Source organism: Citrobacter sp. Cpo126 (genome assembly GCF_030332445.1).
GTDB classification, from domain to species: domain Bacteria; phylum Pseudomonadota; class Gammaproteobacteria; order Enterobacterales; family Enterobacteriaceae; genus Citrobacter; species Citrobacter portucalensis.
In genome coordinates this window covers 100818-127642 of the sequence record NZ_JAOWHT010000020.1, presented here as the reverse complement: position 1 = coordinate 127642, position 26825 = coordinate 100818, and the positions used below count along the sequence as shown (strand labels likewise).

Genomic DNA, 26825 nt, shown 5'->3' with positions numbered 1-26825 from the left:
GACCAACGCACATTAACGGTCTCAGGCGACAGGCACAACGGAGAGAGAAACTATGTTTGAACCTATGGAACTTACCAATGACGCGGTGATTAAAGTCATCGGCGTCGGCGGCGGCGGCGGTAATGCCGTTGAACACATGGTGCGCGAGCGCATCGAAGGTGTTGAATTCTTCGCGGTGAATACCGACGCTCAGGCGTTGCGTAAAACGGCGGTTGGACAGACCATTCAGATTGGTAGCGGCATCACCAAAGGTCTGGGCGCGGGTGCAAACCCGGAAGTAGGTCGTAATGCGGCAGACGAAGATCGTGAAGCTCTGCGTGCAGCGCTTGACGGCGCAGACATGGTGTTTATCGCAGCTGGCATGGGCGGCGGTACCGGTACCGGTGCAGCGCCAGTGGTTGCTGAAGTAGCAAAAGATTTAGGTATTCTGACCGTTGCTGTCGTGACTAAGCCTTTCAACTTTGAAGGTAAGAAGCGTATGGCATTCGCGGAGCAGGGTATCACCGAGCTGTCCAAACATGTGGACTCTCTGATCACTATTCCGAATGACAAGCTGCTGAAAGTGCTGGGTCGCGGTATCTCCCTGCTGGATGCGTTTGGCGCAGCGAACGATGTGCTGAAAGGCGCAGTCCAGGGTATCGCTGAACTGATTACTCGTCCGGGCCTGATGAACGTCGACTTTGCAGACGTGCGCACCGTGATGTCCGAAATGGGCTACGCGATGATGGGTTCAGGCGTGGCAAGCGGTGAAGACCGTGCAGAAGAAGCGGCTGAAATGGCTATCTCTTCTCCGCTGCTGGAAGACATCGATCTGTCTGGCGCGCGCGGCGTGCTGGTCAACATTACTGCGGGCTTCGACCTGCGTCTGGATGAGTTCGAAACCGTCGGTAACACGATTCGTGCCTTTGCATCGGATAATGCGACCGTGGTTATCGGTACCTCCCTGGACCCGGATATGAACGACGAACTGCGCGTGACCGTTGTTGCAACTGGAATTGGTATGGACAAACGTCCTGAAATCACTCTGGTGACCAACAAGCAGGTACAGCAGCCGGTAATGGATCGTTACCAGCAGCACGGCATGGCGCCGTTGACGCAAGAGCAGAAACCGGTAGCGAAAGTGGTTAACGACAATACGCCGCAAACCACCAAAGAGCCGGATTATCTGGATATCCCAGCATTCCTGCGTAAGCAAGCTGATTAAGAATTAGCTGGAATTTGGGAATTGTGGCTCTTTGTGCTAAACTGGCCCACCGAATGTATAGTACACTTCGGTTGGATAGGTAATTTGGCGAGATTATACGATGATCAAACAAAGGACTCTTAAACGTATCGTTCAGGCGACTGGCGTCGGTTTGCATACCGGCAAAAAAGTCACCCTGACATTACGCCCTGCGCCGGCCAACACCGGGGTCATCTATCGTCGCACCGACTTGAATCCTCCGGTAGATTTCCCGGCCGATGCCAAATCTGTGCGTGATACCATGCTCTGTACGTGTCTGGTCAATGAGCATGATGTACGGATTTCAACCGTAGAGCACCTTAATGCTGCTCTGGCGGGTTTAGGTATCGATAACATCGTTATTGAAGTTAACGCACCGGAAATCCCGATCATGGATGGCAGTGCCGCTCCGTTCGTTTATCTGCTGCTTGATGCAGGTATTGAAGAACTGAGCAGCGCCAAAAAATTTGTTCGCATCAAAGAGACCGTTCGTGTCGAAGATGGCGATAAGTGGGCTGAGTTTAAGCCGTATAATGGTTTTACGTTGGATTTCACCATCGACTTTAACCATCCGGCGATCGACTCCAGCACGCAGCGCTACGCGATGAACTTCTCTGCGGATGCGTTCATGCGTCAGATCAGCCGTGCGCGTACTTTCGGCTTCATGCGTGATATCGAATATCTGCAGTCCCGCGGCCTGTGCCTGGGCGGCAGCTTCGATTGTGCCATCGTTGTTGACGATTATCGCGTATTGAACGAAGACGGCCTGCGTTTTGAAGACGAATTCGTTCGTCACAAAATGCTCGACGCGATTGGTGACTTGTTCATGTGTGGTCATAACATTATTGGTGCATTCACCGCGTATAAATCCGGTCATGCATTGAATAACAAACTGTTGCAGGCGGTCCTGGCAAAACAGGAAGCCTGGGAATATGTGACCTTCCAGGACGATGCAGAACTGCCGCTGGCGTTCAAAGCACCTTCGACCGTACTGGCATAATAACTATACACAAAATCATTCAAGTTGCATCAAGGCGGCAACTGAACGAATCCGCAGGAGCGTACACTAGTACGTGACTGGGGTGAGAGAAAGCAGCCAACAAAGAGGCAGCTTGAAAGATGAAGTGTATACCTGTCGCATAAATTCGACTGGTTAATCTGGCACTCTCTCCGGCCAGGTGAGCCAGTCGTTTTTTTATCTTCCGAGTGCAAACCATCTTATCTGAAGCGACTTTTTCCCCACAGGTAGATTAAAATACCGTTCGATCGCTGCTTTCTTAAGCATATTTACCCGCGACTTGCTGTCATTACTGCTGTGGTGCGAACGCATTAATGGTAAGATTTGTGCGCAAAAAATGGTTTTGCATTTGTAACCCCAAACGCAGGGTATATCAGGTGGCAATAACGTGAGTGGAATACTGACGCGCTGGCGACAGTTAGGCAGACGGTACTTCTGGCCGCATCTCCTGTTGGGGATGGTCGCGGCTAGTTTTGGCCTGCCCGCGCTCGGTAATGCTGCTGAACCTAATACCCCCGCGAAGGCGACCGCCAGCAATCACGATCAAGGCGCTAAAGTTAACTTTAGCCAGCTTGCTTTGCTGGAAGCGACTAATCGCCGCCCAAATTTTACCGTCGATTACTGGCATCAACATGCCATTCGTACGGTTATCCGCCATCTTTCTTTTGCCATGGCGCCTCAGGCGTTGCCCGTTGCCGAAGAGCCATTGCCAATCCAGGCGCACCATCTTGCGTTACTGAATACGCTCAGCGCGATGCTGACGCAGGAAGGCACTCCGCCCGCGACAGTAAGTCGCGTGACATACGCACACTTTACCTCTCAGGCCGCGTTTAGCGTTCCGGTCTGGATCAGCCAGCTGCAGGGTATCCGCGCTGGTCCTCAACGCCTCAGCTAAAAAAGAACCTTCCAACTTATAATTTTTGACTCCGCACCGCGGGGCGTTTGAGATTTTATTATGCTAATCAAATTATTAACGAAAGTATTCGGTAGCCGTAACGAGCGTACGCTGCGTCGTATGCGTAAAGTGGTCAATGTCATCAACGCGATGGAACCGGAGATGGAAAAACTCTCCGATGATGAACTGAAAGCGAAGACCGCTGAATTCCGCGCCCGTCTGGAAAAAGGTGCCAGCGTTGAGAGCCTGATCCCGGAAGCGTTCGCAGTAGTGCGTGAAGCGAGTAAACGCGTGTTCGGTATGCGTCACTTCGACGTTCAGCTGCTGGGCGGTATGGTGCTTAACGATCGCTGCATCGCGGAAATGCGTACTGGTGAAGGTAAAACCCTTACCGCGACGCTGCCAGCCTACCTGAACGCATTAAGCGGGAAGGGCGTACACGTGGTTACCGTGAACGACTATCTGGCTCAGCGTGATGCCGAAAATAACCGCCCGCTGTTTGAATTCCTCGGCATGACCGTGGGTATCAACATGTCTGGCCTGCCTGCGCCAGCCAAGCGTGAAGCCTACAACGCCGATATTACTTACGGTACCAACAACGAATACGGCTTTGACTACCTGCGTGACAACATGGCGTTTAGTCCGGAAGAGCGTGTTCAACGTAAACTGCACTATGCGCTGGTCGATGAAGTCGACTCCATCCTGATCGATGAAGCGCGTACGCCGCTGATCATTTCCGGCCCGGCTGAAGACAGCTCGGAAATGTACAAAAAAGTGAATAAAATCATCCCGCACCTGATCCGTCAGGAGAAGGAAGATTCCGACACGTTCCAGGGCGAAGGCCACTTCTCTGTTGATGAGAAAGCGCGCCAGGTTAACCTGACCGAACGTGGTCTGGTACTGATTGAAGAGCTGCTGGTTAACGAAGGCATTATGGACGAGGGCGAGTCACTGTACTCTCCAGGCAACATTATGCTGATGCACCACGTGACTGCCGCACTGCGTGCGCACGTGCTGTTTACCCGCGACGTAGACTACATCGTGAAAGACGGCGAAGTTATCATCGTCGATGAACACACCGGTCGTACCATGCAGGGGCGTCGCTGGTCCGATGGTCTGCACCAGGCTGTTGAAGCTAAAGAAGGCGTAGAGATCCAGAACGAGAACCAGACGCTGGCATCTATTACCTTCCAGAACTACTTCCGTTTGTACGAAAAACTGGCCGGTATGACCGGTACAGCCGACACTGAAGCGTTTGAATTTAGCTCCATCTACAAACTGGATACCGTGGTTGTGCCGACCAACCGTCCGATGATCCGTAAGGATTTACCGGATCTGGTGTACATGACCGAAGCGGAAAAAATTCAGGCGATCATTGAAGATATTAAAGAGCGTACCGCAAATGGCCAGCCGGTGCTGGTAGGTACTATCTCCATTGAAAAATCGGAAGTAGTGTCTAACGAGCTGAGCAAAGCGGGTATCAAACACAACGTTCTGAACGCCAAGTTCCACGCCAACGAAGCTGCAATCGTCGCCCAGGCGGGTTACCCGTCAGCCGTGACTATCGCGACGAACATGGCCGGTCGTGGTACCGATATCGTACTGGGCGGTAGCTGGCAGGCGGAAGTTGCCGAGCTGGAAAACCCAACTCCGGAACAAATCGCGCAGATTAAAGCCGATTGGCAGGTTCGCCATGACGCGGTATTAGCTGCCGGTGGCTTGCATATTATCGGTACCGAGCGTCACGAATCTCGCCGTATCGATAACCAGCTGCGTGGTCGTTCGGGTCGTCAGGGTGATGCGGGCTCTTCCCGTTTCTATCTGTCGATGGAAGATGCGCTGATGCGTATTTTTGCCTCTGACCGCGTGTCAGGCATGATGCGTAAACTGGGTATGAAGCCAGGTGAAGCCATTGAACACCCATGGGTGACCAAAGCAATTGCTAACGCGCAGCGTAAAGTGGAAAGCCGCAACTTCGATATTCGTAAGCAGCTGCTGGAATATGATGACGTTGCCAACGATCAGCGTCGTGCTATCTACACCCAGCGTAACGAACTGCTGGACGTAACTGACGTTAGCGAAACCATCAACAGCATCCGTGAAGATGTCTTCAAAGCAACTATTGATGCCTATATTCCGCCGCAGTCTCTGGAAGAAATGTGGGATATCCCGGGTCTGCAGGAACGTCTGAAAAACGACTTCGATCTTGAGATGCCGATTTCAGAGTGGCTGGATAAAGAGCCTGAGCTGCACGAAGAAACGCTGCGTGAACGTATCCTGGCAAACGCCATCGAAGTTTATCAGCGTAAAGAAGAAGTTGTGGGCGCGGAGATGATGCGTCACTTCGAAAAAGGCGTGATGCTGCAAACTCTCGACTCTCTGTGGAAAGAGCACCTTGCTGCGATGGACTATCTGCGTCAGGGTATCCACCTGCGTGGTTATGCGCAAAAAGATCCGAAGCAGGAATACAAGCGTGAATCCTTCTCTATGTTTGCGTCAATGCTGGAATCACTGAAATACGAAGTGATCAGCACCCTGAGCAAAGTTCAGGTGCGTATGCCTGAAGAAGTCGAAGCCATGGAGCAGCAGCGTCGTGAAGAAGCTGAGCGCTTAGCGCAGATGCAGCAGTTGAGTCATAAAGGCGACGATTCTGCCGCAGCAGAAGAGCTGGCAGCACAAACCGGCGATCGTAAAGTGGGTCGTAACGATCCGTGTCCTTGCGGCTCTGGCAAAAAATACAAACAGTGCCACGGCCGTCTGAGCTAAGAAAATAACTTACTGAAAAGGCGCAGAATTCTGCGCCTTTTTTATGGACGATAAAGATGAAAATACTGCAAATCGCCGTCGGGATTATTCGTAATCAGCAACATGAAATTTTTATCACCCAGCGTGCGGCTGATGCCCACATGGCAAATAAGCTGGAATTCCCCGGCGGGAAAATTGAAGCGGGCGAAACGCCGGAGCAGGCGCTGATTCGCGAGCTACAGGAAGAAGTGGGGATCACGCCGACTCAAAGCTCATTGTTCGAAAAGCTGGAGTATCAGTTTCCGGACAGGCATATCACTCTGTGGTTCTGGCTGGTTGAAAGCTGGGAAGGCGAGCCGTGGGGAAAAGAGGGGCAACCGGCGCAGTGGATTGCGCAAGATGCTCTGAATGCGCAGGATTTCCCGCCCGCGAATGCACCGGTCATTGAAAAGCTGATAGCTGGCTAATGGTGCTGTAGGCCGGATAAGGCAACGCCGCATCCGGCAAATTATGGCGGGGCGCTACGCTTGCCCGCCCTACGTTTTAGTTCGTAGGCCTGATAAGCGCAGCGCCATCAGGCAAAACAACATAAAATGCCGGGTGCGGCGTTGCCTAATCCGACCCACCGTTTTAGCAGAATTACTTCTGTTCTTCACTCCAGTCGTCGCTTTCTGACAGATCACCAGAGCTTGGGATGCGTTTCTCTTCTGCGGCCCACTCTCCCAGATCGATTAACTGGCAGCGCTTGCTGCAGAATGGGCGAAACGGACTGACCTCAGCCCATACTACAGGCTTGCCGCAGGTTGGGCAGTTGACGATGGTTTGTTCAGACATGTTGACTCCTTAACAGCACGCCAGTTCAAAATCGAGGCGCTCAGGCACCTGACCATTCTCGCTATCCAGCGGCATAAAGCGGATGGCAAAACGGCTCTTATGACCAGAAATTTGCGGATAAAGCAGCGAATCAAGCGGCAACTGCAAGCGTAGCAGATCTGCATCTTCGCCGTTGTCCTGATAAAAACCATTCAGGCTGGTTTGCTTACGAAACGGTGCTGAGTTGCGAATTAAATCCAGTACCAGCGACAGCGCCTGGTTGAGCGGATTCAGGCTGGCAAGCCAGGTTTCAACCTGCGCGTCACGATGCGACTGTGCCAGGTGTAACCAGATATGCAGAGTCGGCAGATCGAAACTGCAGCACCCGCCAGGAATACTTAAACGCTGACGTACGAGACCAATCAGACGATCTTCGCGCAGTGTCTGTCCAATACGCGGGGCAGAAATCAGAATGCTACCTGCACTTTTTAGCTGCTGACGCAAAGAGTCGATTCTGCTTTGATCGACGCCGGGAACTTCGACCCAGGCCTGGAGTTTACGCTGCTGTCGCTCCAGTTCTTTGAGGAGTTCGGTACGGACTTCGCCGCGTTCAAATACATCCAGTAAATCTCCGATATTGCGGAAAAAATGCAGAGCGCCGGCATGGTCAGCAATAGGCAAATTAACGGAGAGCTGTTGGATTAAAAACTCAATGCGCAGCCATGTACGCATCTTCTCATTGAGAGGGTGTTCAAAAAGGACCTGGGTGTGCATTACGGTTTTTCCTGTGAGACAAACTGCGACGCGCATTGCAAATAGAGCGCGTGCAGGCGGGCGACATCCGAGGCGATGGCTTCCGGTGCGCCATTATTATCAATAACATCGTCTGCCACGGCCAGCCGCGCTTCACGCGTTGCCTGGGCAGCAAGAATTTGTTCAACATGCTCACGCGTGACGTCATCACGCTGCATGGTGCGTCTGAGCTGGGTTTCGGGGGTGACATCCACCACGAGTACGCGGTCGGCTTTTTTATACAACGAATTTTCCACCAGCAAAGGGACAACCCATAGCAGATAAGGAGAGGTTGCTTGCTGAAACTGACGCTGCGTTTCCTGCTGAATAAGCGGATGAAGCAGGGCATTCAGCCAGCTTTTCTCCTCAGGATTGGAAAAAATGCGTTCGCGTAAAATGCGTCGCTGCAACGATCCGTCTGCGGCTATAACGTCGGAACCAAAATGTTCTTCGATCGCCTTAAGAGCAGGTGTGCCGGGTTCAACCACCTGGCGCGCAATAATATCTGCATCAATGACGTTTATTCCGAGGTCAGCGAACGCATTTGCAACGGTGCTTTTACCACTGCCAATGCCGCCGGTTAAGGCTACCGTATACCTCATAGATGCCGATCCTGGAGTTTAAGTTTGATTATCAAACAGTTAAAAGTTATGCGTGCGAAGGCGAGGCTGCTGCAGGATTAACCTACTATTCGCCAGGTAAATTTATGGGATTGTAGCGTAAAAAAAGAGAATTTCGCAGTCTTGCGCGGCATTGATTAGTGCGTATGATAGCGTCACTGGAGTTGTGAGTTTCGATTTTTCGCCATTAACCCCAGGAATCCGCACATGCGTATCGAAGAAGATCTGAAGTTAGGTTTCAAAGACGTTCTTATCCGCCCTAAGCGTTCTACTCTCAAAAGCCGTTCCGATGTTGAGCTGGAACGTCAATTTACCTTTAAGCATTCAGGTCAGACCTGGTCCGGCGTACCTATTATTGCCGCGAACATGGACACTGTCGGGACGTTTGCCATGGCAACGGCACTGGCATCCTTCGACATCCTGACCGCCGTGCACAAACACTATTCTGTTGAAGACTGGGCCGCCTTCATCGCAGAGAGCTCTGCCGATGTGCTTAAACACGTAATGGTTTCAACCGGTACGTCTGATGCAGATTTCGAAAAAACTAAACAGATTCTGGCGCTCAACCCCGCGTTGAACTTTATCTGCATTGATGTGGCCAATGGCTACTCAGAGCATTTTGTTCAGTTCGTGTCGAAAGCGCGTGAAGCATGGCCGACTAAAACGATCTGTGCGGGCAATGTGGTCACCGGTGAAATGTGCGAAGAGCTGGTGCTCTCCGGTGCTGATATTGTCAAAGTTGGCATTGGCCCAGGTTCTGTATGTACCACGCGTGTAAAAACCGGCGTTGGCTATCCACAGCTTTCTGCGGTTATTGAATGCGCCGATGCAGCCCACGGTCTGGGTGGCATGATTGTCAGCGACGGCGGCTGCACAATGCCGGGTGATGTGGCAAAAGCGTTCGGTGGCGGCGCAGACTTCGTGATGCTCGGCGGCATGCTGGCTGGTCATGAAGAAAGTGGCGGCAAAATTGTTGAAGAGAACGGTGAGAAATTCATGCTGTTCTACGGTATGAGCTCTGAATCTGCCATGACGCGTCACGTAGGTGGTGTTGCACAGTACCGCGCTGCAGAAGGTAAAACCGTCAAGCTGCCACTGCGCGGCCCGGTTGATAATACCGCTCGCGATATCCTCGGCGGTTTGCGTTCTGCTTGTACCTATGTGGGCGCATCCCGTCTGAAAGAGCTGACCAAACGTACAACGTTTATTCGTGTACAGGAACAAGAAAACCGCGTTTTCAATAGCCTGTAAGAACAGCTAGTTCTGTAAATGCCTGATGGCGTTACGCCGCCATCCGGCATTTGAATCTATGCTACCCCGCTCATCGCATCTCCCAAATGGAAAATCGGTAAATACATCGCGACGACCAGCGTACCGATGATAAGCCCCGTAATGACCAGCAACGCAGGCTCAAGTAATGCAGCCAAATTCTCAGCCTGAGCCAGGGTTTTCTCGCCATGGTGATGAGCAAGATTGCGCAGCATTGCATCCAGCGAGCCGGAAGCTTCACCAGTTCTGACCAGCTGTATACACAATGGGCTGAATTCACAGCTATTTTTAAGCGCTAACCAGATCGGTTTTCCAGAGCTGATGTCCTGCTGAACCAGTGCTAAACGTTGCGACCAGAAAGGGTTAGCCAGCGTTTCGGTAACGCTCTCAAGCCCCTGCAAAAAGGGAATGCCTGCATTTTGCGTTAACGCCAGAACAGTGAATATCTGCGTGAGTTTTTGCCCTCTCACCATCGGCCCTATGACCGGGAGGCTGAGCAGCAATTTCTGGCGCAGAATGAGCCAGTACGGTTTCTGCTTTATCAAATGATGTGTGGCAACTGCTACCAGGCCAAGCGCTACCGCCAGCCATCCCCATTGGCTGCTACAGTGTGCGATGGTAATAATCCACTGAGTGAGCGCCGGTAACGGGGTGTTGAACGTCTGGTAGATAGCGGCAAACTCAGGGAGTACAAACTGCAGCATCGCAAATACGACCATCACCGCCATTGTTATGATGATGATCGGATAGCGCAGGGCTTTTTTAACTTTATCAGCAAGTTGCTGTTGTTTCTTTTGCTGGTAGGCGAGTTCAAAACAGCAGTCGTCCAGCTTACCCGTAAGTTCTCCGGTACGGATCATTGCCAGGTAAAGGGGCGGAAAAACGTGTTGCCATTGTGATAACGAGGCGGAGAGGGTTATGCCCTGTTCCATATCGTAAGCCAGCGTACGCAGTAGCGCCTGCCATTGAGTGCTGGGATGCTGTTCAGCAAGCAGAGCTAGCCCTGTTGAGAGCGTTAACCCTGCCTTTAGCAATGTCGCCAACTGGTGTATGGTTTCGGCACTTCTTGTACGGCTCCAGTGCGAGATTTTGACACGCATACGTTTAATGCGCAGCGGCGTAATCTGTTGTTCCTCAAGAGTCAGCATCAATGACGGTCGGGTATCGGCCCATAGCGTTCCTTCCAGAGATTTACCTTCGTTGTTAATGCCTTGCCAGCGCCAAAGCTGTTTAGCGGACATGAGGCATGCCCAGTACACGAATCAGCTCTTCAAATGTCGTTAACCCTTGCTCGACGGCCTGACAGCCATTCTCAAAAAGCGTTCTCATTCCTGATTGCTGAGCATCAGATTCCACTTCGTCTACGGATGTGCCACTGGCAATACTCTGACGTAATGCCGGAGTAACCGGGAGGACTTCAAACAATGCCGTACGGCCATAAAATCCGTGATAACAATGTTTGCAGCCAGGGGCCTGCCAATTCGGTAGTGGTGTAGGCCAGACAGATTTCGGGAGCGTGATAGGCGTACTCTGACGTTGTCGGCAATGGGGGCACAACTTTCTGACCAACCGCTGTGCAATAACGAGCGTCAGCGCGGAGGCGATCATCCAGCGTGCGACACCCATTTGTTGCAGGCGCACCAGCGTTTCACTGGTGGAATTGGTATGCAGCGTAGAAAGAACCAGATGGCCGGTTTGCGCTGCTTTAAGGGCTATTTCGGCCGTTTCGCCATCGCGGATTTCACCCACCATGATAATGTCGGGATCCTGGCGCAGCAGAGCACGTAAGACTCCCTGAAAAGTCAAACCGGCGCGTGGGTGAATTTGCGTCTGGTTGAGACCTGCGATCGGGATCTCTACTGGATCTTCCACGCTACAAAGATTCACATCCGGGGTGTTTCGGGTTTGCAGCGCACTGTACAGCGTGACCGTTTTGCCGCTTCCGGTAGGCCCGGTAACCAGAATCAGCCCCTGAGGCTGCTGCAAGGCTTGCGAAAATGCGGCCAGCTGCGCGTCTTGCATTCCCAGCGCCGCGATCTCCAGTGACTGATCGACCTGATGAAGTAGCCGTAACACGACTTTTTCGCCGTAGCGACAGGGCAGGGTGGCGATGCGAAACGAGACCGGCTCTCCTGAAATCTCAACGGTAAATTGTCCGTCTTGTGGAAGCCGATGCTCGGCGATATCCAGGCTGCCTAATACTTTTAACCTTGCGGTGATGGCAATGCCCATCTCGGTCGTGACTTCCGGTAAAGCGTGAAGCACGCCATCTACGCGTAATCTGATTCGATAGTGATTTTCCTCGGGTTCAAAATGAATATCAGAAGCCCGTTGCGTCAGAGCGGAATGAAACGTCTGATTCAGCAAGTCTGCCGCGCTGGCGCTGCTTTTCGTGACTACTGCCGGGAGCATTTTCTGCGGTGTATGCGTGTGGCCTTCCATTTGCTGACATGTCCAGCAGACAATGTCGATGCGTCGGGTGGTGGCAAAATGCAGCGCATCCAGCAGTTCGTGTGATGGGGCGTCTACGACGGCGATATGCACCACTTCATTGTCTGCATCCAGTAATATTGCCTGATAACGTTGGCATAGTGCCGTAAGTTGGGTGGTATTCATCTCTGTTCCTTAGTGGGTATCAAAGCGGAAAACGTCTTCACAGGCCTGCTGCAATGCGCTGTCGTTCTGGATGACGCAGTTTCGGTTCCAGCCGGTAATGCCGTTGGCATTGTCCCAACCTGGCGTCATGGTGATGCTTAGCCCGTTCAGGCTTTCCTGCCCACTAAGACTGACAATTCCCTTTTCAACGCTCATGGCTGAGACGTAACGGGTAGTTGTTGGAGAGGGGATACCATTCGTTCCGGCATCGCAGGTATTTGTTCCGCCATGCTCCAGTGCACAGAGCTCAACCGCCGTGCGATAGGGGACAAAGGTTTGCAGCATGTCCGTCAGCGCGGCTTTGCGCAGATAGTTTTGATATGCCGGAATGCCGATGGCGCTAAGGATGGCAATAATGCCAATCACCACCATGAGTTCGATAAGCGTAAATCCTCGTTGCTTGTTCATCGTTCGCTCCTTGAGTTTGCTGGCGCTACTTTGGCAAACCCACGGGAGGACGGCGAGGGACAAAAAACAAAACGGGAAAGTGGGTTCAGAGGATTTTTACGAAATTACAGAGTCAGACAATGTATTTGCGAAGAGACTCGAAGAAACTGCCGGATGGTGGTGTAAATGCCGTATCAGGATTACAGAATAAACCTGTGTAGTAGGCCCGATAAGCGAAGCGTCATCGGGCAATACAATCAGCAATTAGCGAAATCGCATGGAGAGATCGAGTGCGCGAACATGTTTGGTCAGCGCGCCAACGGAGATAAAGTCCACACCGGTTTCGGCAAATTCGCGCAGCGTTTCATGGGTGACGTTGCCCGATACTTCCAGACGCGCCTGGCCGTTGGTGCGTTTTACCGCTTCGCGCATTTGGTCAGTTTCGAAGTTATCGAGCATGATGATGTCGGCCCCGGCTTTCAGCGCGTCGTCCAGCTCATCCAGGCTTTCTACTTCGACTTCAACCGGCACATCCGGGTGCAACCAGAAGGCTTTTTCGACGGCCTGACGTACCGAGCCGGAAGCAATAATGTGGTTTTCTTTAATCAGGAAGGCGTCGGACAGCCCCAAACGATGATTCGCGCCGCCGCCGCACAATACGGCGTATTTTAGCGCGGTACGCAGTCCCGGCAGGGTTTTACGCGTATCCAGCAGTTGGGTCTTGGTTCCCGCTAACAGGTCGACGTATTTACGCACTTCGCTCGCTACACCTGAAAGCGTCTGCACAAAATTCAGCGCAGTACGTTCACCGGTCAGTAAAACGCGGGAAGGGCCGTTCAGTTCAAACAGCGGCTGATTGGCCTTTATGCTGTCGCCATCTTCAACATGCCAGGTGATGTTGACATCATCGCCAGCCAGCTGAATAAAGACCTCTTCCACCCAACGTTTTCCACAAAAAACGCCATCTTCGCGGGTGATTACGGTGGCATGGGAGCGCATGTCTTCGGGTAAAAGCTGTGCGGTGATATCGTTATTGGCATCAACTTCTCCGCCTAAATCTTCACGCAGCGCCTGAGCTACAGCGGCAGGGATATCCAGATTTATGCGTTCCAACAGCGCGTCACGTCGGTAGTCAGGGTTATAGCGGCGAGGCGGCATGATAAAACTCCAAATTGCTAACGAATCATAAGGTGGAAACATGCTACCCTGAACCTGATATGAGCACCACCAATAAGGAGATTCTGCATGTTGTTAGACGAGGGCTGGCTGGCAGAGGCGCGACGCGTCCCCTCTCCGCATTACGATTGCCGCCCGGATGACGAAAACCCTTCTCTGCTGGTGGTGCATAATATCAGCCTGCCACCCGGCGAGTTTGGCGGCCCGTGGATAGACGCGCTGTTTACAGGCACGATTGATCCCAACGCCCATCCTTATTTTGCCGGGATCGCCCATCTGCGTGTTTCAGCCCATTGTTTGATTCGCCGTGACGGTGAAATCGTGCAATATGTGCCTTTTGATAAACGCGCCTGGCATGCGGGTGTGTCGAGCTATCAAGGGCGAGAACGCTGTAATGATTTTTCAATTGGTATTGAGTTGGAAGGGACGGATACGCTGGCCTATACCGATGCGCAGTATCAGCAACTGGCTGCCGTGACGAATACTCTGATTACGCGTTATCCGGCCATTGCTAACAACATGACAGGACATTGCAATATTGCGCCCGAGCGTAAGACCGATCCCGGGCCGTCCTTTGACTGGGCAAGGTTCCGCGCCCTGGTCACCCCCTCGTCGCACAAGGAGATGACATGACGCTGTTTACAACATTATTGGTGTTGATTGTTGAACGCCTGTTTAAGCTGGGTGAGCACTGGCAGCTTGATCACCGGATTGAAGCTTTTTTCCGCCGGATTAAGCATTTTTCGATGATGCGTACGGTAGGCATGACTCTGATTGCGATGGGAGTGACATTTCTGCTACTGCGCGCACTTCATGGGCTGTTGTTTAATGTTCCGTTGCTGGTGGCGTGGATCTTAATTGGCTTGCTGTGCATCGGTGCTGGCAAGGCGCGCCTTCACTATCATGCTTACCTGAACGCGGCTGCTCGCGATGATGCTCACGCCCGTGATGCGATGGCCAGCGAGCTGACGCTTATCCATGGGGTTCCGCCGGACTGCGATGAGCGTGAATTCTTGCGCGAACTGCAGAACGCGCTGTTATGGAACAACTTCCGCTTTTATCTGGCGCCGTTATTTTGGCTGATTGTCGGTGGTCCGTGGGGACCTGTGACGCTGGTTGGTTATGCTTTTTTACGCGCCTGGCAGTCCTGGCTGGCGCGCTATCAGACACCGCACCAGCGTCTGCAATCAGGCATTGATGCGATCCTGCATGTGCTGGATTGGATCCCGGTGCGTCTGGCGGGCGTGGTCTATGCGCTGTTGGGACATGGTGAGAAAGCGCTGCCGGCCTGGTTTGCCTCGCTTGCGGATCTGCACACGTCGCAATATCAGGTGCTTACGCGTCTGGCGCAGTTCTCGCTGGCGCGTGAACCGCACACCGATAAAGTCGAAACGCCAAAAGCCGCCGTTTCGCTGGCGAAGAAAACCTCGTTTGTGGTGGTGGTGGTTATTGCGGTGCTCACCATTTATGGGGCATTAGTATAGCGTTGTGCCGGATGGCGCTAATGCTTATCCGGCCTACAATGAAAAAACGTGTAGGCCCGGTAAGCGCTAGCGCCACCGGGCAGTGCAACGGTTTAGTTCGTATCAGCAGGCGGCACGCCAAAATCTGGCATGCCGTTTTCGTCCCAACGCACGAGCTTCAGACGAGTGTGGCGGTTTGGGTCGTACAGCGGATCGCCCTCGATTTCGGTGTAGTTTCTCGCGTGATACACCAGCACATCTTCACCTTCCGGCGTTTGTGTAAAGCTGTTGTGTCCTGGCCCAAACTGGCGGTTTTCATAACTGGTGGTAAAGACCGGGCGCGGTGATTTGTGCCAGTTCTGCGGGTTGAGCGGATCGGCGTTGAGGTCAATCCACAATAATCCCATACAGTAGTTCTCATCGGTGGCGCTGGCGGAATAGCTGATAAACAGCTTATCGCCGTGAACCATGACGGCAGGACCTTCATTGACCCAAAAACCCCGGCATTCCCAGTCATACTCAGGGTGACTTAGCATGACCGGCTCGCCTTTAATCGTCCATGGATTTTCCAGCTCAGCGAGATAGATATTGGAGTTTCCGGCGATATCGGGCGACTTCTGCGCCCAGAGGTACCACTGTTTTCCCTGATGGTTAAAGGTGGTGGCATCAAGCGCAAAGGTATCAAACTGCGTTTTAATCTGACCTTTCTCCGTCCACTGCCCGGTCAGCGGATCGGCGTCGGCACATTCGAGCGCAAACATGCGATGCTGGAACATCCCCAGCTTGTCGAGCGACTGTGTGTGAGTGGCAGCAAAATAGATGTACCACTTGCCTGCCAGATGATGGATTTCGGGTGCCCAGATGAGTTGGCTCATGGGGCCGCTTTCTGGTTTGTGCCAGACGACAACCGGGGCGGCGGTGCGCAACCCCTCCAGCGAGTCGGCCCGGCGTATCTCCAGTCGGTCATATTCGGGTACTGAAGCAATGAAATAATAGTGGCTACCGTCACGTAAGATAAACGGATCGGCACGCTGTTCAATAAAGGGATTTGGCCACTGATTCATTAGGCTTTCCTTACGGTTTCAGTCGTTTTTATATCGTGGTATTCATTCAGTTCACGGTAGTTGGCGCGGCGCTTTTCTAAATCTGTCTGGATTTGCTGCATAAACTCGCGGTCAACTTTAAGCAGACGAACCACGCCTGCGGTAATCAGGTAGCCTACGCCCGGTATGATGGTAAACAGCAGCATAATACCGTTAATGGCAGAGTCGCTTTGCGCTTTAGCCCCAGCGTCGTAACCGTACCAGGAGAGCAGGAAGCCGACCATCGCTCCGGCAATCGCCAGGCCCAGTTTCAGGAAGAACAGGTTACCGGAGAAGCTGATTCCGGTGATGCGTTTACCGGTTTTCCACTCGCCATAGTCATCGACATCCGCCATCAGCGACCAGTGCAGCGGAGAAGGAATTTGGTGCAGGATGTTGAGCAGGAAGTAGAGCACCATAATCATCATGGTGGCTTTCGGATCGAAGAAGTAAAACGCGGCAGAGAAAATCGCCAGGATAATATTGGTCCAGAAGAAGACTTTCAGTTTGCACCAGCGATCGGTTAATACCTTCGCCAACATACTGCCGATCATCATGCCGACCACACCAAGACTGATAAACAGCGTTGCGAACTGCGTGCTTTGCTGCATAACCCATGTCACGTAGTACATGGTGGCAGCCATGCGAATAAAGCCCGGACAGACGTTGCACAGTGTTAACAGCAGAATTTTTACCCACTGATCGTTCTTCCACACGTCTTTCAGATCGGCTTTTAAATCGTCATTGGTCTGGACAGCAGGGCGCACGCGTTCACGGACCGTAGCGAAGCAAAACAGGAACATACACATGCCGATGAAAGCCAGAACCGCCATCGCCATCTGATACCCTTTGGCTTTGTCTTCCCCGCCGAACCAGTCGGCCATTGGCAGCAAGGTGAGGGACAGCAGCAGGGTTGCAATGCCTACCAACACAAAGCGATATGACTGGCAGGCGACGCGTTCCTTCGGATCGTTGGTGATGACGCTGCCGAGCGAGCAGTAGGGAATGTTGATCGCTGTATAAGTGATAGATAGCAGGAAGTAGGTAACGAACGCATAGATAACTTTGCTGTTATAGGTCCACTCTGGAGTGGTAAACATCAGTACGCTGAATAACGCGTACGGGAAAGCCATCCATAAAAGCCATGGACGAAATCGACCATATTTACTACGGGTACGGTCGGCCATCGCGCCCATTATAGGGTCGGTAACGGCGTCGATAACGCGTACTGAGAGCAGTAATACGCCGACCAGTGCAGGTGCCAGACCAAAAATGTCGGTGTAAAAATAGTTAACAAACAACATGATGGCGCCAAAGATGATGTTGCATCCGGCGTCGCCCATTCCATAGCCGATCTTTTCTTTCACCGTGAGCTTACTGGTTTCCATCAACTGCACTCCATTAATGAGATATGGAGAGAATTATTGTCCGGCACCGGTGTTTTTGCGTTGCAGGATAACGCCGCTGATATGGACTAAACAGTCGTGAGTGGGAAAGTGTGAGACAGGTAACAACCCCCACCTGACGCAGGTGGGGGGAGGGGGGATTAATGCGCTTTAACCGCGCCGGCCGTTTTCTGTTTACACAGGTAGCCGATGCCAAGAATGGCAATCCATACAGGGATTAAGTACACCGAGATCGCCATGCCCGGCGTCATCAGCATAATCACCAGTACTGCAGCCATGAAAATCAGGCACACCCAGTTACCCAGCGGATAGAGCAGCGCCGGGAAGCGGGTGGTAACACCCTGCTGCTGTTTGGCTTTGCGGAACTTCATGTGTGCCAGGCTAATCATTGCCCAGTTGATCACCAGTGCGGAAACCACCAGCGCCATCAGCAGGCCAAAGGCGGATTCCGGTGCCAGGTAGTTGATCAGCACACACAGAGCCGTCACCAGTGCGGAAACCAGAATGGTGTTCACCGGTACACCGCGTTTGTCGACGTTCATCAGCGCTTTCGGCGCATTGCCCTGCTGTGCCAGACCGAACAGCATACGGCTGTTGCAGTATACGCAGCTGTTATAGACAGAAAGGGCGGCAGTCAGCACTACGATGTTCAGGGCATTAGCAACAAAGGTGTCGCCCAGCTCGTGGAAAATAAGGACAAACGGGCTGGTATCCGCCGTGACACGCGTCCACGGCATCAGGGAAAGCAGAACCGCCAGCGAACCCACATAGAAAATCAGGATACGGTAGATAACCTGGTTAGTCGCTTTGGGAATGCTTTGCTCCGGGTTATCCGCTTCTGCTGCGGTGATCCCGACCAGCTCCAGCCCACCGAAAGAGAACATGATAATAGCCATCATCATCACCAGACCGGTGAAGCCATGCGGCAGGAAGCCTCCCTGGTCCCACAGGTTGCTGACGCTGGCCTGCGGGCCGCCGTTACCGCTAAACAGTAACCAGCCGCCGAACAGGATCATCGCTACGACGGCAATGACTTTAATAATGGCGAACCAGAACTCCATCTCACCAAACACTTTCACGTTGGTCAGGTTGATGGCGTTGATCAGCACAAAGAAGGCAGCCGCAGACACCCATGTTGGGATCTCCGGGTACCAGAACTGGATGTATTTACCCACGGCAGTTAGCTCAGCCATGGCAACCAGCACGTACAGCACCCAATAGTTCCAGCCGGAAGAGAACCCCGCGAAACCGCCCCAGTATTTATAAGCAAAGTGACTAAATGAGCCTGCAACGGGCTCTTCAACCACCATTTCACCTAACTGACGCATAATCAAAAAGGCGATAAAGCCGGCAATAGCGTAACCCAGAATAATACCCGGTCCTGCAGACTGGATAACGGATGCGCTACCGAGGAATAACCCGGTACCAATCGCGCCACCCAGTGCGATTAGCTGTATATGGCGGTTCTTAAGGCCGCGCTTGAGCTGATCGCCATGCTGTTGACTTTCCATCATGAAACCTCGTGTGTGGTTTTACTCTTCATATTTCGAGTGCTTATTTTTTGAACTACGCAGCAATGCGTGTGTAAGTTTGCAATTCCGTTTGTTGTATTAATTTGTTTACAGATGCTTTTGATAAAATGTTGCCTTAATACTTTTGTCTTGATCAGAATAATGATATGCGAGCGCGAATGCACCTGCTTTATGCGGGGAAGATGACGAGTTGAATAAAAAGAAACCATTTGTAAATGCGAGTTTATCTACCACAAAATTTCCATTTTGAATTTCTATTCATTAATAGTGGTTGATATATCGATAAATAAGCAGGTGAATCGGTTCAGATGAGATAATTTTTCGTTTCAATTCCGTTAAAACTACCCCGAGGTGGGTAAATTTAACATTTGTGCATAGTTACATGTTTGAAACGTTATTTCTGTAATGTTGTTAAAATATGCCTCCTTTACTGATTTCAATCAAAACCTGTATGGACAGAAGGTGAATACTTTGTTACTTTAGCGTCAAGAACATGAAATTGGTAAGACCAATTGACTCCGGGCAAATGGCTTAAGACAGGAAATCATGGCCTACAGCAAAATCCGCCAACCAAAACTCTCCGATGTGATTGAGCAGCAGCTGGAGTTTTTAATTCTTGAGGGGACACTTCGCCCCGGAGAAAAACTCCCACCGGAACGCGAGCTGGCAAAACAGTTCGACGTCTCCCGCCCCTCCTTACGCGAGGCGATCCAACGCCTTGAAGCGAAGGGCTTACTGCTTCGTCGTCAGGGCGGTGGCACTTTTGTTCAGAGCAGCCTGTGGCAGAGCTTTAGCGACCCACTGGTAGAGCTGCTCTCCGACCATCCTGAATCCCAGTTTGACCTGCTTGAAACGCGCCATGCGTTGGAAGGTATTGCAGCTTATTACGCTGCACTGCGCAGCACGGATGAAGACAAAACGCGTATCCGTGAACTCCACCATGCAATCGAGCTTGCGCAACAGTCCGGCGATCTTGACGGCGAATCTGATGCGGTACTTCAGTATCAAATTGCTGTCACCGAAGCGGCACACAATGTAGTGCTGCTCCATTTGCTAAGGTGTATGGAGCCGATGTTGGCCCAGAACGTTCGGCAAAACTTCGAATTGCTGTATGCGCGTCGCGAGATGCTGCCGCTGGTAAGCAGTCATCGTACCCGTATCTTTGAAGCAATTATCGCCGGGAAGCCTGAAGAAGCGCGTGAAGCGTCTCATCGTCACCTGGCCTTTATCGAAGAGATTCTGCTGGACAGAAGCCGTGAGGAAAGTCGTCGTGAACGCGCCTTACGCCGTCTGGAGCAACGAAAGAATTAGTGATTTTTCTGGCAGAACGTTAACCAGAAGATGTTGTAAATCAAGCGCCATATAAAGTGCGCGGCAACTAAACGCAGAACCTGTCTTATTACGCTCTCTGACGAGAACGTAATGGGACAGGTTCCAGATAACTCAACGTATTAGATAGATAAGGAATACCCCCATGTCAGAACGTTTCCCAAATGACGTGGATCCGATCGAAACTCGCGACTGGCTACAGGCGATCGAATCGGTCATCCGTGAAGAAGGTGTTGAGCGTGCTCAGTATCTGATCGACCAACTGCTTTCAGAAGCTCGCAAAGGCGGCGTGAAAGTAGCGGCAGGTGCAGGGGCCAGCAATTATGTAAACACTATTGCCGTTGAAGATGAACCGGAATACCCGGGCAATCTGGAGCTGGAACGTCGTATTCGTTCTGCTATCCGCTGGAACGCCATCATGACCGTACTGCGCGCGTCTAAAAAGGACCTCGAGCTGGGTGGCCACATGGCATCCTTCCAGTCCTCCGCAACGGTATATGATGTTTGCTTCAACCACTTCTTCCGCGCACGCAACGAGCAAGATGGCGGCGATCTGGTGTACTTCCAGGGTCACATCTCTCCGGGCATCTACGCACGCGCATTCCTGGAAGGTCGTCTGACTGAAGAGCAGATGAACAACTTCCGTCAGGAAGTACATGGCAAAGGTCTGTCTTCCTACCCGCACCCGAAACTGATGCCAGAATTCTGGCAGTTCCCGACCGTATCTATGGGTCTGGGCCCAATCGGTGCTATCTACCAAGCTAAATTCCTGAAATATCTGGAACACCGTGGCCTGAAAGATACCTCTAAACAAACCGTTTACGCCTTCCTGGGCGACGGCGAGATGGATGAGCCAGAATCTAAAGGTGCGATCACCATCGCGACCCGTGAAAAACTGGACAACCTGGTCTTTGTTATCAACTGTAACCTGCAGCGTCTTGACGGCCCGGTAACCGGTAACGGCAAGATTGTTAATGAACTGGAAGGCATCTTCGCGGGCGCTGGCTGGAACGTTATCAAAGTCATGTGGGGCGGTCGTTGGGATGAGCTGCTGCGTAAAGACACCAGCGGTAAACTGATCCAGCTGATGAACGAAACCGTTGACGGCGACTACCAGACCTTCAAATCCAAAGATGGCGCATACGTACGTGAGCACTTCTTCGGTAAATACCCGGAAACCGCAGCACTGGTTGCTGACTGGACTGACGAGCAGATTTGGGCTCTGAACCGTGGTGGTCACGATCCGAAGAAAGTCTACGCTGCACTGAAAAAAGCGCAGGAAACCAAAGGCAGAGCAACTGTAATCCTGGCCCATACCATCAAAGGTTACGGCATGGGTGACACTGCTGAAGGTAAAAACATCGCTCACCAGGTTAAGAAAATGAACATGGACGGCGTGCGTTATATCCGCGACCGTTTCAACGTTCCTGTGACCGACGAGCAGGTTGAAAACCTGTCTTACATCACCTTCCCGGAAGGTTCTGAAGAGCACACTTATCTGCACGCTCAGCGTCAGAAACTGCACGGCTACCTGCCTGCTCGTCAGCCGAACTTCACCGAGAAGCTGGAACTGCCAGCTCTGGAAGACTTCGGTGCGCTGCTGGAAGAGCAGAACAAAGAAATCTCCACCACTATCGCTTTCGTTCGTGCCCTGAACGTGATGCTGAAGAACAAGTCGATCAAAGATCGTCTGGTTCCGATCATCGCTGACGAAGCGCGTACTTTCGGTATGGAAGGTCTGTTCCGTCAGATTGGTATCTACAGCCCGAACGGTCAGCAGTACACCCCGCAGGACCGTGAGCAGGTTGCTTACTACAAAGAAGACGAGAAAGGTCAGATCCTGCAGGAAGGTATCAACGAACTGGGTGCAGGCGCATCCTGGCTGGCTGCTGCGACGTCTTACAGCACCAACGATCTGCCGATGATCCCGTTCTACATCTACTACTCCATGTTCGGGTTCCAGCGTATTGGTGACCTGTGCTGGCAGGCAGGCGACCAACAGGCTCGCGGCTTCCTGGTAGGGGGTACTTCTGGTCGTACTACGCTGAACGGCGAAGGTCTGCAGCACGAAGATGGTCACAGCCATATTCAGTCTCTGACTATCCCGAACTGTATCTCTTACGATCCGTCTTACGCGTACGAAGTTGCGGTCATCATGCACGATGGTCTGGAGCGTATGTACGGTGAGAAACAAGAGAACGTTTACTACTACATCACCACGCTGAACGAAAACTACCACATGCCGGCAATGCCAGCAGGTGCCGAGGAAGGTATCCGTAAAGGTATCTACAAACTCGAAACCCTCGAAGGTAAGAAAGGTAAAGTTCAGCTGCTGGGCTCCGGTTCTATCCTGCGTCACGTGCGTGAAGCAGCACAGATCCTGGCGAACGACTACGGTGTAGGATCTGACGTTTACAGCGTAACCTCCTTCACTGAACTGGCGCGTGATGGCCAGGATTGTGAGCGCTGGAACATGCTGCACCCGCTGGAAACTCCGCGCGTTCCGTACATCGCTCAGGTGATGAACGACGCTCCGGCAGTGGCATCTACTGACTATATGAAACTGTTTGCCGAACAGGTTCGTACTTATGTACCGGCTGATGATTATCGCGTACTGGGTACTGACGGTTTCGGTCGCTCTGACAGCCGTGAAAACCTGCGTCACCACTTCGAAGTTGATGCTTCCTACGTGGTTGTAGCGGCCCTGGGCGAACTGGCTAAACGTGGCGAAATCGATAAGAAAGTGGTTGCAGACGCAATCATCAAATTCAACATCGATGCAGATAAAGTTAACCCGCGTCTGGCGTAAGAGGTAAAAGAATAATGGCTATCGAAATCAATGTACCGGACATCGGGGCTGATGAAGTTGAAATCACCGAGATCCTGGTCAAAGTAGGCGACAAAGTTGAAGCTGAACAGTCGCTGATCACCGTAGAAGGCGACAAAGCTTCTATGGAAGTTCCGTCTCCTCAGGCGGGTATCGTTAAAGAGATCAAAGTCTCTGTTGGCGACAAAACTGAGACCGGCAAACTGATCATGATTTTCGATTCCGCCGACGGTGCAGCAGCAGCTGCACCTGCTCAGGCAGAAGAGAAGAAAGAAGCAGCTCCGGCAGCAGCACCTGCTGCCTCTGCAGCGAAAGACGTACACGTACCTGACATCGGCGGCGACGAAGTAGAAGTTACCGAGATCATGGTTAAAGTGGGCGACACCGTTGCGGCTGAACAGTCTCTGATCACCGTTGAAGGTGACAAAGCCTCTATGGAAGTTCCGGCGCCGTTCGCAGGTACCGTTAAAGAGATCAAAATCAACACGGGTGACAAAGTGTCTACCGGTTCCCTGATTATGGTCTTCGAAGTGGCGGGCGCAGCGCCTGCTGCTGCACCGGCTCAGGCGGCTGCTCCAGCAGCAGCGGCGGCTCCTGCTGCTTCCGGCTCGAAAGAAGTTAACGTACCGGATATCGGTGGTGACGAAGTTGAAGTCACTGAAGTGATGGTTAAAGTGGGCGATAAAATTGCCGCTGAGCAGTCACTGATCACCGTTGAAGGCGATAAAGCGTCGATGGAAGTTCCGGCACCGTTCGCGGGTACCGTGAAAGAAATCAAAATCAGCACCGGCGACAAAGTTAAAACCGGTTCTCTGATTATGGTCTTCGAAGTCGAAGGCGCAGCACCTGCAGCAGCTCCTGCACAAGCAGCTGCTCCGGCTCCGGCCGCTGCACCAGCGCCTGCGCAAGCCGCAGCTCCGGCCGCAAAAGCGGAAGGCAAATCTGAGTTTGCTGAAAACGACGCTTACGTTCATGCAACGCCGCTGATTCGTCGCCTGGCGCGCGAATTCGGTGTGAACCTGGCGAAAGTGAAAGGTTCTGGCCGTAAAGGTCGTATCCTGCGTGAAGACGTTCAGGCTTACGTGAAAGACGCTATCAAGCGTGCTGAAGCGGCTCCGGCTGCAGCAGCAGGTGGCGGTATCCCGGGCATGCTGCCTTGGCCGAAAGTGGACTTCAGCAAGTTTGGTGAAATCGAAGAAGTGGAACTGGGCCGTATCCAGAAAATCTCTGGTGCTAACCTGAGCCGTAACTGGGTGATGATCCCGCACGTTACTCACTTCGATAAGACCGATATCACCGATCTTGAAGCGTTCCGTAAACAGCAGAACGCCGAAGCTGAAAAACGTAAACTGGACGTGAAATTCACCCCAGTAGTCTTCATCATGAAAGCCGTTGCCGCAGCTCTGGAACAGATGCCGCGCTTCAACAGCTCCCTGTCTGAAGACGGTCAGCGCCTGACCCTGAAGAAATACATCAACATCGGTGTAGCGGTTGATACTCCGAATGGTCTGGTTGTTCCGGTCTTCAAAGACGTGAACAAGAAGAGCATTACCGAGCTGTCTCGTGAACTGACCGTGATCTCCAAGAAAGCGCGTGATGGCAAGCTGACCGCTGGCGAAATGCAGGGCGGTTGCTTCACCATCTCCAGCATCGGTGGCCTGGGTACTACCCACTTCGCGCCGATTGTGAACGCGCCGGAAGTGGCTATCCTCGGTGTCTCCAAGTCCTCTATGGAGCCAGTGTGGAACGGTAAAGAGTTTATGCCGCGTCTGATGATGCCGATTTCGCTCTCCTTCGACCACCGTGTAATTGACGGTGCGGATGGTGCGCGCTTTATCACCATCATCAACAACATGCTGTCTGACATTCGCCGCCTGGTGATGTAAGCGAAAAAGCCGGCCCGACGGCCGGCTTTTTTCTGGTAATCTCATGAAGTCAGTGAGGTTATTGTGCGAAAGACAAATCGGTTGCCGTTTGTTGTTTCAAAATTGTTAACAATTTTGTAAAATACGGGCGGATAGAACGACCCGCTGGACGACGGGTATAAATTAAGAGGTCATGATGAGCACTGAAATCAAAACTCAGGTCGTGGTACTTGGGGCAGGCCCTGCAGGTTACTCTGCTGCCTTCCGTTGCGCAGATTTAGGTCTGGAGACCGTCATCGTAGAACGTTACAGCACCCTTGGCGGTGTTTGTCTGAACGTCGGCTGTATCCCTTCTAAAGCGCTGCTGCACGTAGCAAAAGTTATCGAAGAAGCCAAAGCGCTGGCTGAACACGGTATCGTTTTTGGCGAGCCGAAAACCGATATCGACAAGATTCGTACCTGGAAAGAAAAAGTTATCACTCAGCTGACCGGCGGTCTGGCGGGTATGGCCAAAGGCCGTAAAGTGAAAGTGGTTAACGGTCTGGGTAAATTTACCGGGGCAAACACCCTGGAAGTTGAAGGCGAAAACGGCAAAACCGTGATCAACTTCGACAACGCAATCATCGCGGCGGGTTCCCGTCCGATCGAACTGCCGTTTATTCCGCATGAAGATCCGCGCGTGTGGGATTCCACCGATGCACTGGAACTGAAAACTGTTCCTAAGCGCCTGCTGGTAATGGGCGGCGGTATCATCGGTCTGGAAATGGGTACCGTGTACCATGCGCTGGGTTCAGAGATCGACGTGGTTGAAATGTTCGACCAGGTTATCCCGGCTGCCGACAAAGACGTGGTTAAAGTCTTCACCAAGCGTATCAGCAAGAAATTCAACCTGATGCTGGAAACCAAAGTGACCGCCGTTGAAGCGAAAGAAGACGGTATCTACGTTTCCATGGAAGGCAAAAAAGCCCCTGCCGAAGCTCAGCGTTACGATGCTGTGCTGGTAGCTATCGGTCGTGTACCGAACGGTAAAAACCTCGACGCGGGCAAAGCTGGCGTGGAAGTTGACGACCGTGGCTTCATCCGCGTTGACAAACAGCTGCGCACCAACGTGCCGCACATCTTTGCTATCGGCGATATCGTCGGTCAGCCGATGCTGGCACACAAAGGTGTTCATGAAGGTCACGTTGCCGCTGAAGTTATCGCCGGTAAGAAACACTACTTCGATCCGAAAGTAATCCCATCCATTGCATACACTGAACCAGAAGTTGCATGGGTTGGTCTGACCGAGAAAGAAGCGAAAGAAAAAGGTATCAGCTACGAAACCGCCACCTTCCCGTGGGCTGCTTCTGGCCGTGCTATCGCTTCCGATTGCGCAGACGGTATGACCAAACTGATTTTCGACAAAGAATCTCACCGTGTTATCGGTGGTGCGATTGTCGGTACCAACGGCGGCGAGCTGCTGGGCGAAATCGGTCTGGCGATCGAAATGGGTTGTGACGCAGAAGATATCGCGCTGACCATCCACGCGCACCCGACTCTGCACGAGTCCGTGGGCCTGGCGGCAGAAATCTTTGAAGGTAGCATTACCGACCTGCCAAACCCGAAAGCGAAGAAAAAGTAATTTTTCCGAAATGATAAAAAGCGGCTGAATGGCCGCTTTTTTTATGTATTTGTTACATAATAGTGTCAAGATCTGGCAAAGATTAAGGTAACTAGCCGAATTGCCAGA

At 52.2% G+C, this 26825-nt stretch carries 22 protein-coding genes; 12 read left to right on the top strand and 10 right to left on the bottom strand.

The annotated features are described in order from the left end of the window. The first annotated feature begins 52 nt into the window (after positions 1 to 52). From ftsZ to mutT, 5 genes are all read left to right on the top strand, one after another. Positions 53 to 1204, top strand: a complete 1152-nt coding sequence (gene ftsZ, locus OGY17_RS01375) for a cell division protein FtsZ (RefSeq protein ID WP_003018753.1) — start codon at positions 53 to 55, stop codon at positions 1202 to 1204. Positions 1205 to 1304: 100 nt separating this feature from the next. Then, entirely contained in the window at positions 1305 to 2222 is a 918-nt protein-coding gene (gene lpxC / locus OGY17_RS01370; protein WP_006686706.1) for a UDP-3-O-acyl-N-acetylglucosamine deacetylase, read from the top strand. A gap of 406 nt (positions 2223 to 2628) precedes the next feature. Further along, on the top strand, positions 2629 to 3135 hold the full coding sequence (gene secM / locus OGY17_RS01365; RefSeq protein WP_003829520.1) for a secA translation cis-regulator SecM: 507 nt from the start codon (positions 2629 to 2631) through the stop codon (positions 3133 to 3135). Positions 3136 to 3195: 60 nt separating this feature from the next. Continuing rightward, on the top strand, positions 3196 to 5901 hold the full coding sequence (gene secA, locus OGY17_RS01360) for a preprotein translocase subunit SecA (RefSeq protein WP_008786199.1): 2706 nt from the start codon (positions 3196 to 3198) through the stop codon (positions 5899 to 5901). A 56-nt stretch (positions 5902 to 5957) separates the two neighbouring features. Then, positions 5958 to 6347, top strand: coding sequence for an 8-oxo-dGTP diphosphatase MutT (gene mutT / locus OGY17_RS01355; protein ID WP_008786200.1), 390 nt, complete (start codon positions 5958 to 5960; stop codon positions 6345 to 6347). 172 nt (positions 6348 to 6519) lie between these two features. Here mutT and yacG read toward each other — a convergent pair whose 3' ends face one another. Genes yacG through coaE form a run of 3 tightly spaced genes read right to left on the bottom strand, consistent with a single transcriptional unit; the run spans position 6520 to position 8087 of the window. Next, positions 6520 to 6714, bottom strand: coding sequence for a DNA gyrase inhibitor YacG (yacG, locus tag OGY17_RS01350; RefSeq protein WP_003018740.1), 195 nt, complete (start codon positions 6712 to 6714; stop codon positions 6520 to 6522). 9 nt (positions 6715 to 6723) lie between these two features. Next, positions 6724 to 7467: a cell division protein ZapD gene (gene zapD / locus OGY17_RS01345; RefSeq protein ID WP_003829513.1), complete on the bottom strand. Its 744-nt coding sequence runs from the start codon at positions 7465 to 7467 to the stop codon at positions 6724 to 6726. Beyond that, the gene (gene coaE, locus OGY17_RS01340; protein WP_003829511.1) at positions 7467 to 8087 is read right to left on the bottom strand and encodes a dephospho-CoA kinase; all 621 of its coding nucleotides are present in this window, start codon (positions 8085 to 8087) and stop codon (positions 7467 to 7469) included. Before coaE ends, zapD begins: the two co-directional genes overlap by 1 nt. 225 nt (positions 8088 to 8312) lie before the next feature. Between coaE and OGY17_RS01335 the strand changes: the two genes are divergently transcribed. Next, positions 8313 to 9356, top strand: a complete 1044-nt coding sequence (locus OGY17_RS01335; RefSeq protein ID WP_003829510.1) for a GMP reductase — start codon at positions 8313 to 8315, stop codon at positions 9354 to 9356. A 56-nt stretch (positions 9357 to 9412) separates the two neighbouring features. Here the strand turns inward: OGY17_RS01335 and hofC are convergent, their stop codons facing one another. The 4 genes from hofC to nadC all read right to left on the bottom strand — a co-directional run bounded on the left by hofC (position 9413) and on the right by nadC (position 13574). After that, positions 9413 to 10615, bottom strand: a complete 1203-nt coding sequence (hofC, locus tag OGY17_RS01330; protein WP_286606271.1) for a protein transport protein HofC — start codon at positions 10613 to 10615, stop codon at positions 9413 to 9415. Then, complete coding sequence (gene gspE / locus OGY17_RS01325; protein WP_213785974.1) at positions 10605 to 11990, bottom strand: type II secretion system protein GspE; 1386 nt, start codon at positions 11988 to 11990, stop codon at positions 10605 to 10607. The genes hofC and gspE overlap by 11 nt, the downstream gene beginning before the upstream one ends. Positions 11991 to 11999: 9 nt before the next feature. Then, positions 12000 to 12437: a prepilin peptidase-dependent pilin gene (gene ppdD, locus OGY17_RS01320; protein ID WP_048214935.1), complete on the bottom strand. Its 438-nt coding sequence runs from the start codon at positions 12435 to 12437 to the stop codon at positions 12000 to 12002. A gap of 243 nt (positions 12438 to 12680) precedes the next feature. After that, positions 12681 to 13574 carry a carboxylating nicotinate-nucleotide diphosphorylase gene (nadC, locus tag OGY17_RS01315; protein WP_100272863.1) on the bottom strand — a complete coding sequence of 298 codons (894 nt, stop codon included), beginning with the start codon at positions 13572 to 13574 and terminating at the stop codon, positions 12681 to 12683. Between the two features lie 87 nt (positions 13575 to 13661). Here nadC and ampD point away from each other — a divergent pair, with 87 nt between their 5' ends. Both ampD and ampE read left to right on the top strand, forming a co-directional pair. Further along, entirely contained in the window at positions 13662 to 14225 is a 564-nt protein-coding gene (gene ampD / locus OGY17_RS01310; protein WP_008786207.1) for a 1,6-anhydro-N-acetylmuramyl-L-alanine amidase AmpD, read from the top strand. Then, positions 14222 to 15076, top strand: coding sequence for a beta-lactamase regulator AmpE (ampE, locus tag OGY17_RS01305; RefSeq protein WP_003829498.1), 855 nt, complete (start codon positions 14222 to 14224; stop codon positions 15074 to 15076). The genes ampD and ampE overlap by 4 nt, the downstream gene beginning before the upstream one ends. Positions 15077 to 15168: 92 nt before the next feature. Here the strand turns inward: ampE and OGY17_RS01300 are convergent, their stop codons facing one another. The 3 genes from OGY17_RS01300 to aroP form a co-directional block, all read right to left on the bottom strand. Further along, the gene (locus OGY17_RS01300; RefSeq protein WP_100271503.1) at positions 15169 to 16119 is read right to left on the bottom strand and encodes a glycoside hydrolase family 43 protein; all 951 of its coding nucleotides are present in this window, start codon (positions 16117 to 16119) and stop codon (positions 15169 to 15171) included. After that, positions 16119 to 17525 carry a glycoside-pentoside-hexuronide (GPH):cation symporter gene (locus tag OGY17_RS01295; RefSeq protein WP_003829494.1) on the bottom strand — a complete coding sequence of 469 codons (1407 nt, stop codon included), beginning with the start codon at positions 17523 to 17525 and terminating at the stop codon, positions 16119 to 16121. Before OGY17_RS01295 ends, OGY17_RS01300 begins: the two co-directional genes overlap by 1 nt. Before the next feature lie 158 nt (positions 17526 to 17683). Further along, on the bottom strand, positions 17684 to 19057 hold the full coding sequence (aroP, locus tag OGY17_RS01290; protein WP_008786209.1) for an aromatic amino acid transporter AroP: 1374 nt from the start codon (positions 19055 to 19057) through the stop codon (positions 17684 to 17686). Positions 19058 to 19621: 564 nt separating this feature from the next. Here aroP and pdhR point away from each other — a divergent pair. From pdhR to lpdA, 4 genes are all read left to right on the top strand, one after another. After that, positions 19622 to 20386, top strand: a complete 765-nt coding sequence (gene pdhR / locus OGY17_RS01285) for a pyruvate dehydrogenase complex transcriptional repressor PdhR (RefSeq protein WP_003018699.1) — start codon at positions 19622 to 19624, stop codon at positions 20384 to 20386. A gap of 163 nt (positions 20387 to 20549) precedes the next feature. Next, complete coding sequence (gene aceE / locus OGY17_RS01280) at positions 20550 to 23213, top strand: pyruvate dehydrogenase (acetyl-transferring), homodimeric type (RefSeq protein WP_136391520.1); 2664 nt, start codon at positions 20550 to 20552, stop codon at positions 23211 to 23213. A 14-nt stretch (positions 23214 to 23227) separates the two neighbouring features. Then, positions 23228 to 25117 carry a pyruvate dehydrogenase complex dihydrolipoyllysine-residue acetyltransferase gene (gene aceF, locus OGY17_RS01275; RefSeq protein WP_003829487.1) on the top strand — a complete coding sequence of 630 codons (1890 nt, stop codon included), beginning with the start codon at positions 23228 to 23230 and terminating at the stop codon, positions 25115 to 25117. A gap of 175 nt (positions 25118 to 25292) precedes the next feature. Further along, positions 25293 to 26717 (top strand): dihydrolipoyl dehydrogenase, encoded by a 1425-nt coding sequence (lpdA, locus tag OGY17_RS01270; protein ID WP_003829486.1) that lies wholly within the window; start codon positions 25293 to 25295, stop codon positions 26715 to 26717. The last annotated feature ends 108 nt before the right edge of the window (positions 26718 to 26825 follow it).